The sequence below is a fragment of the uncultured Thiodictyon sp. genome (assembly GCF_903828115.1).
Classification (GTDB): domain Bacteria; phylum Pseudomonadota; class Gammaproteobacteria; order Chromatiales; family Chromatiaceae; genus Thiodictyon.
In genome coordinates this window covers 1-6642 of the sequence record NZ_CAIKKU010000127.1, presented here as the reverse complement: position 1 = coordinate 6642, position 6642 = coordinate 1, and the positions used below count along the sequence as shown (strand labels likewise).

General features: G+C 63.9%; 5 protein-coding genes and 1 pseudogene. All 6 read right to left on the bottom strand.

What is annotated here, in order from left to right; all coding sequences use genetic code 11:
* Nucleotides 1-113 precede the first annotated feature (113 nt).
* On the bottom strand, nucleotides 114-710 hold the full coding sequence (gene coaE, locus QZY48_RS04790) for a dephospho-CoA kinase (RefSeq protein ID WP_295428440.1): 597 nt from the start codon (nucleotides 708-710) through the stop codon (nucleotides 114-116).
* 16 nt (nucleotides 711-726) lie between these two features.
* Nucleotides 727-1599 (bottom strand): A24 family peptidase, encoded by an 873-nt coding sequence (locus QZY48_RS04785; protein ID WP_295428437.1) that lies wholly within the window; start codon nucleotides 1597-1599, stop codon nucleotides 727-729.
* A 270-nt stretch (nucleotides 1600-1869) separates the two neighbouring features.
* On the bottom strand, nucleotides 1870-3129 hold the full coding sequence (locus tag QZY48_RS04780) for a type II secretion system F family protein (protein WP_295428435.1): 1260 nt from the start codon (nucleotides 3127-3129) through the stop codon (nucleotides 1870-1872).
* A gap of 5 nt (nucleotides 3130-3134) precedes the next feature.
* The gene (gene pilB / locus QZY48_RS04775) at nucleotides 3135-4847 is read right to left on the bottom strand and encodes a type IV-A pilus assembly ATPase PilB (protein WP_295428433.1); all 1713 of its coding nucleotides are present in this window, start codon (nucleotides 4845-4847) and stop codon (nucleotides 3135-3137) included.
* Between the two features lie 185 nt (nucleotides 4848-5032).
* Entirely contained in the window at nucleotides 5033-5866 is an 834-nt protein-coding gene (locus tag QZY48_RS04770; protein ID WP_295428430.1) for an NYN domain-containing protein, read from the bottom strand.
* Nucleotides 5867-6152: 286 nt separating this feature from the next.
* A pseudogene (locus tag QZY48_RS04765) lies at nucleotides 6153-6642 on the bottom strand (AMP-binding protein); the annotation flags it as partial.

Here is a 6642-nt window from a genome sequence, read left to right as displayed (position 1 = left end):
TTGTCGTTGTCGTAAACGAGTAGTCCACGATTACGACAACGACAACGACAACGACGCCCGGTCCGTGAGAACGTCCGGTCGCTGTAGCTTCTTCCTGCGCTCAGCGGCCCGCGCTAGGCCTCTGCCGCGAGCCCCAGATAGGCCCGGTGCAGGCGCTCCACTTGGGGCCCCAGGGCCGCGGGTGGGCCGTCGTTGTCGATGATGTCGTCGGCCCGCGCCAGGCGCCGGGCGCGCGGGATCTGACTTGCAATGATGCGCTCGACCTCGGCCCGCGCGAGCAGGCTGCGGCGGCACACCCGGGCGATCTGGGCCGCTTCGGGGCAGTCCACCACCAGCACCCGATCCGCCAGGGACTCCTGACCGCTCTCCAACAGGAGCGGCACGACCAGCATCACGTAGGGCGTCTCAAGACAGGCGGCGCGCTCCAGCATCAGACCGCGGATCGGGGGGTGCAGGATGGACTCCAGACGCGCGCGGGCTCTTGGGTCGGCAAAGACCAGGCCGCGCAGCGCCGCCCGGTCCAGGCTGCCGTCCGGCAGTAAGACCGCGCCGAACTGGGCTCCGATCCGGGCCAGCGTCGGGGTGCCGGGTTCGGTCAGTTCCCGGGCCAGCAGGTCGGTGTCGATGACGCCGGCGCCGAGCGCGGCAAACCGCTCGGCCACGGTCGACTTGCCGCTGCCGATGCCGCCGGTGAGCCCGACCCTAAACATGTGACCGCAACCCCCCTCACGCCAAGCCGGCGAGGCGCAGATAGGCGGCGTTGATCTGCGCGCCCCAGATCAGACAGATGAAACCGGCGATGGCCAGGAAGGGACCGAAGGGCATGGGGACCCCACGGGCGTGCCGTCCGGTGACGATGAGCAGGGTGCCGAGCAGGGCCCCGGCCAAGGCCGCGAGCAGCAGGATCTGGGGCAGGAACTGCCAGCCGAACCAGGCCCCGAAGAGCGCCAGGAGCTTGAAGTCGCCGTAGCCCATGCCCTCCTTGCCGGTGGCCAGCCGAAAGAGCTGGAAGACACACCACAGGCTCAGATAGCCGGCCGCGGCTCCGATGATCGCGGAGGCGCTGTCCGTGAAGAGTCCGAACAGGCTGCACAGCAGACCGACCCAGAGGAGCGGGATGCTGATGGAGTCCGGCAGCAACTGGGTGTCGAAGTCGATGAACGCGAGCGCGATCAGACCCCAGGTCAGGGGCAGGGCGACCAGGGTCTGCCAACTCAGGCCGAAACGCAGGACCACGAGCAGGGTCAGCACCGCGGTCAGGCCCTCGATCAGCGGGTAGCGGGGGCTGATGCGCGTCCGGCAGGCGGAGCAGCGCCCGCGCAGGAACAGATAACTCAGGATAGGGACGTTTTCCAACGCGCGGATCCGGTGGCCGCAGGACGGACAGTGCGACGGCGGCTGGGCCAGGCTGAGCGCCGGTTCGGTGTCGGCCGTGAGGGTCCCGGCAATTTCCGCGCACTCGCGGCGCCAACTCGCCTCCATGATCCGCGGCAGGCGCAGGATCACGACGTTGAGGAAGCTCCCGACGATCAGCCCCAGGGCCAGGGCGGACCCATAGAGCAGGCCCGGGTTGGCGGTGAAGACCTCGATCCACGGCATTGTTCGACCTCGGTGTGATTGGTGGATAGTGGTCGCAAGCAGCCGGTCTGAGCCGAAGCCTCGCCAAGTAACGAGTCAAGAACAAGTTAAACACAATCGTTGTCGTTGTCGTAATCGGAGACGCGATGCGCTTTGGGGTGCGAGAGAATCCGGGGCGCTACGATAACCTCGACAACGACAACGACAACGACAACGACAACGACAGCGACAATCGCGTTATCGGCAGTCCCTAATGGAATTGTTTAACTTATTTGGTTAACCGTTCTCATCTTACACCACGGAGGCAAGCTTGAAGAGCGGCAGGTACATGGCCACCACCAGGCTGCCCACCAGGCCGCCGATGACCACCATGATCATCGGCTCCAGGAGGCTGCTGAGACTGTCGACGGCGTTATCCACCTGCTCCTCGTAGAAGTCGGCGACCTTGGCGAGCATCTCGTCCAGGGCGCCGGACTCCTCGCCGATGGCGGTCATCTGGATCACCATGTGGGGAAACAGGTTGCGCTGCCGCATGGACAGTTGCAGGGACTGGCCGGTGGCCACTTCCTCGCGCATCTTGAGCACCGCCTCCTGGTAGACGATGTTGCCGGTGGCGCCGGACACCGATTCCAGTGCCTCGACCAGGGGGACACCGGCGGCGAACATGGTGGATAGGGTCCGGGCAAAGCGCGCCAATGACGCCTTATTGAGGATCACACCGATGATCGGGATCTTCAGGAGCGTGCGGTCGATGATCTCGCGAAACTTGCGGGAGCGCTTGAAGACATAGCCGATCGCCCAGATTGCCCCGGCAGCGACCAGAAAAATCGCCCACCACCACTCCCGCAGCACGTCTGACATGCCGATGACCGCCAGGGTGAAGGCCGGCAGGTCCGCCCCGAAGCTGCTGAACAGCTCCTTGAACTGAGGGATGACGAAGATCAGGATCACCACCGTGACGAGGACGGCGACGGCGATGACCGCCGTGGGATAGAACAGGGCCTTCTTGATCTTGCCCTTGATGGATTCGGTTTTTTCCTTGTAGACCGCAATCTTGTCCAACAGGATGTCCAGCACACCGGCCTGCTCACCGGCGGCGACCAGATTGCAGAACAGGTCATCGAAATAGAGGGGGTGTTTGCCCAGGGCCTCGGCCATGGCGGTGCCGCTCTCGATATCCTGCTTCACGGCGAGGATCAAGTCCTGCATCGCCGCATTGTCGTGTCCGCGGCCGACAATGTCGAAGGACTGCACCAAGGGCACCCCGGCGGCCATCATGGTCGCGAGTTGGCGGCTGAAGATGGCGATGTCACCGGCGGTGATCTTCTTTCTGCCGCCGAAGAGCGACTGGGCTTTTTTCTTGACTTTGGTGGGGTTGACTCCCTGGCGGCGCAGGTCGGCGCGCACCGTCGTGATGCTGGAGGCGCGGGTCTCGCCCTTGACACGGCCGCCGCGGCGGTCGGTTCCTTCCCAAACGAAAACATAGGCCTTTTCGGCCTTGGGCGCGGCCTTGGGTTTAGGCCTGGGCCTCTGCGCTGCTGCCAGTGCCATGGGCGTCAGTCCTTCGTGACTCGGTTGATCTCTTCAAGGCTGGTGACTCCGGCCTTGACCTTGCGCAGCCCGGATTGTCGCAAGTTTGCGACCCCTTCGCGCGCTGCCTGTTCGGCCAATTGGAGCGCGTTGCCGCCCTCCATGATGAGGCGCCCGATCGCCTCGGATACCTTCATGACCTGAAAAATCCCGATTCGTCCCTTATAGCCCTTGGTGCAGCGTTCGCAGCCGACCGGGCGGTAGACGGTGATGCCCTCGTCGAGATCGGCTTCCGTGAACCCCTCCTCGCGCAGGGCCTCGCGCGGCACCTCCTCGGGCTGCTTGCAGCTTGGGCACAGTTTACGGGTCAGGCGCTGGGCCATGATCAGCAGGATCGAGGAGGCAATGTTGAACGGCGCCACACCCATATTGGCCAGTCGGGTGAGCGTCTGGGGGGCGTCGTTGGTGTGCAGGGTGGAGAGCACCATGTGTCCGGTCTGGGCGGCCTTGACCGCGATCTCGGCGGTCTCCAGGTCGCGGATCTCCCCGACCATCAGGATGTCCGGGTCCTGGCGGAGAAAGGCGCGCAGCGCGGCGGCGAAGGTCAGCCCCGTCTTTGGGTTCATGTTGACCTGGTTGATCCCCGCCACCTGAATCTCTACCGGGTCCTCGACCGTCGAGATGTTGACATCCGGCGCGTTGAGGATGTTGATCGCGCTGTAGAGGGAGACGGTCTTGCCGGAGCCCGTGGGACCCGTGACCAGGATCATCCCGTAGGGCTTCTTGATGGCGGCGAGGAAGAGGTCGCGCTGCTCCGGCTCGAAGCCCAGCGCATCGATCCCCACCTGGGCCGAGGTGGAGTCCAGGATCCGCAGCACCACCTTCTCCCCGTGCAGGCACGGCAGGGTGTTGACGCGGAAGTCGATATCACGGGTGCGGCTGAGCTTGAGCTTGATGCGCCCGTCCTGCGGCACCCGGCGCTCGGCGATGTTCATCCGCGACATGACCTTGAGGCGGGCGACCAGACGCGCGGCGATGTTGAGCGGCGGGTTGGCGACCTCGCGCAGCAGACCGTCCTGGCGAAAACGGATGCGGAAGTATTTTTCGTAGGGCTCGAAGTGGATGTCCGAGGCACTGCTGGTGATGGCGTCCACCAGGATTTTGTTGACGTAGCGCACCACCGGGGCGTCATCGACATTGAGATCGGAGTCGTCGTGTTGGTCCTCGTCGTCCGCGGCGATATCGAGGTTGTCCAGGTCCGTATCCATGAGGTCCGTCATGGTGGTGTCCTGGGCATCGATGGCGCGGTCGATCGCCGCCGCGAGCTTGTCCTCCTCCACCAGGACCGCGTCCGTGGCGAGCCCGGTGTTGAAACGAATCTCCTCCAAGGCCTGACCATTGGTCGGGTCGGACAGGGCGAGGAAGATGCGGTTGCCGCGACGGAACAACGGCAGTGCCCGGTGCTTGCGGATCAGCTTCTCGTCGACCAGATTCAGCGGCATGTCGACGAGTTCCAGCGCGCTCAAGTCCAGGAGCGGAACGCCGAACTCGTGGGAGGCGGCGATGGCAATGCGCCGACTGTCGAGCACCTTCTGATCGACCAGGTACTTGACGAAGGGCTCGCGGCGGCGTAGGGCCTCGGTGGTCGCGGTGGTCGCCTGGTCCTCGGTCAGCAAGCGATCCCGCACCAGGCGCCATGCCAGGCCCGACGGTTTCATGGTGGTCTGATTGGTCGCCATTGGATGCCTGTCCGGTCGGGGTGGCCCCACGGGGTGCGGGGCCAAAGTCCAAGCTGTGCCGCCCGCGCCGCAACCTGCGCGTGCGGGGGCCCTCGAAATACCGTGCCGCGCATACCCGGCACCCGCGGCGGCGCCAGGGTCAGCCCCGCACCGCCAATGTTAGCGGGGCCACCCGCGTAAGTCTGTTACCTGTTGACCGAAAATGCGAGCCTGACGTTCTTGGCCACCAGTCCGTTGTCCTTCTGCTCGCTCTCGTTGACGTAGAACTCCAGCACGGTCTCCCGGTTCATCAGCAGGTCCTCCGTGACGTCGTCTGCCAACTCGTTGACGTGACAAAAGACGCTGGCGTAAGGCGAGCCCTCGCCCCGGGGGTCCGTGACCCAGAGATTAGGGGAGATGTGGTCCATGATACGCAGAAAACCGTAGCCCTTGTCGGCGATCCACTTGGTGCAGACCCCGCGCACGCAGGAGCCGGACTTGCCCCACTCATTGCGCGGCTCGTAGGAGACGGGCACCAGGTCGGGGATCAGGAAGCCGGAGTAGAAGGCGTCAACCTCGCGCTGGAGATCGCGGGAGACGTTCTTGAAACCGATCAACTCCACCCGGCAGCCCTTGTTTTGCAACGCATTCACCACCTGGATGAAGTCGCCGTCGCCGGTGACGAGCAACACCTGGTCGAGCTTGTCGGCCTGGAGCATGGCATCCACCGCCATGTCCAGGTCGGCATTGGCCTTGGTGGTGACGTTGCCGGCCTCGTCGGTGTAGCGCTTTACCAGCTTGACCGTGATCTTCCAGCCGAAGTCCCGGACCATCTGCTGATAGATGCGTGACTTTTTCTTGTACTCCATATCAACATCGGCCCGCTCCTTATCGAAGGCCATATAGGTATTCAAACGTTGCAGGATCCCATCCTCGCGGGCAGCGAACCGGCGCAGCACGTCATAACGCATCTGGTAGCCGCCGTTGTAACGGACATTCTCGGCATCGACAAAGACACCAACACGATGATAAGAACTCAATTTAACCTCTGAAAAAACAATAAGTTAATCTGGAATCCGGCAAGGTGCCGCGGCGCACCGGGGCATCAATAGAGACTGCGCCTTGGGCCGCGGGTTCCGTCCGCCGGATAGAAATTGGACAGGGCTAACAGGACATTTTCGGATCAACAAGATAATGCAACGAAGATTCAGCCTCGAAAAACCCTGAAAATCCCGCGAAATCCTGTCCTTTCACCCGCGCTCGATCGCGATACTGATCCCGACCGCGACTGGTCGCGCCGCACGCGGTGCGACCAGTCGCGACCCTCTACTTGTTGGCGCGGCCCTCGATCAGGTCATTGACCACGGTCGGGTCGGCCAGGGTCGAGGTGTCACCCAGGCTGTCGATCTCGTTGGCCGCGATCTTGCGCAGGATGCGGCGCATGATCTTGCCCGAACGGGTCTTCGGCAGGCTTGGCGCCCACTGGATGATATCCACGGTGGCGATGGGTCCGATCTCCCCGCGCACCATGGCCACCAGTTCCTTCTTGAGGTCATCCGTGCCCTCGACCCCCTGCATCGGGGTCACATAGGCATAGATACCCTGGCCCTTGATGTCGTGGGGATAGCCCACCACCGCCGCCTCCGCCACATGGGGGTGCAGCACCAGGGCCGACTCGATCTCCGCGGTCCCCAGGCGGTGGCCGGAGACGTTGAGCACGTCGTCGATGCGCCCGGTGATCCAGTAGTAGCCGTCCTGATCGCGGCGGGCGCCGTCACCGGTAAAGTAGTAACCGGGATACTGCTTGAAGTAGGTG

Coding starts and splice junctions, on each gene's coding strand:
- pilB (WP_295428433.1), bottom strand. CDS start 4,847: ATGGCGACCAATCAGACCACCATGAAACCGTCGGGCCTGGCATGGCGC.
- QZY48_RS04785 (WP_295428437.1), bottom strand. CDS start 1,599: ATGCCGTGGATCGAGGTCTTCACCGCCAACCCGGGCCTGCTCTATGGG.
- coaE (WP_295428440.1), bottom strand. CDS start 710: ATGTTTAGGGTCGGGCTCACCGGCGGCATCGGCAGCGGCAAGTCGACC.
- QZY48_RS04780 (WP_295428435.1), bottom strand. CDS start 3,129: ATGGCACTGGCAGCAGCGCAGAGGCCCAGGCCTAAACCCAAGGCCGCG.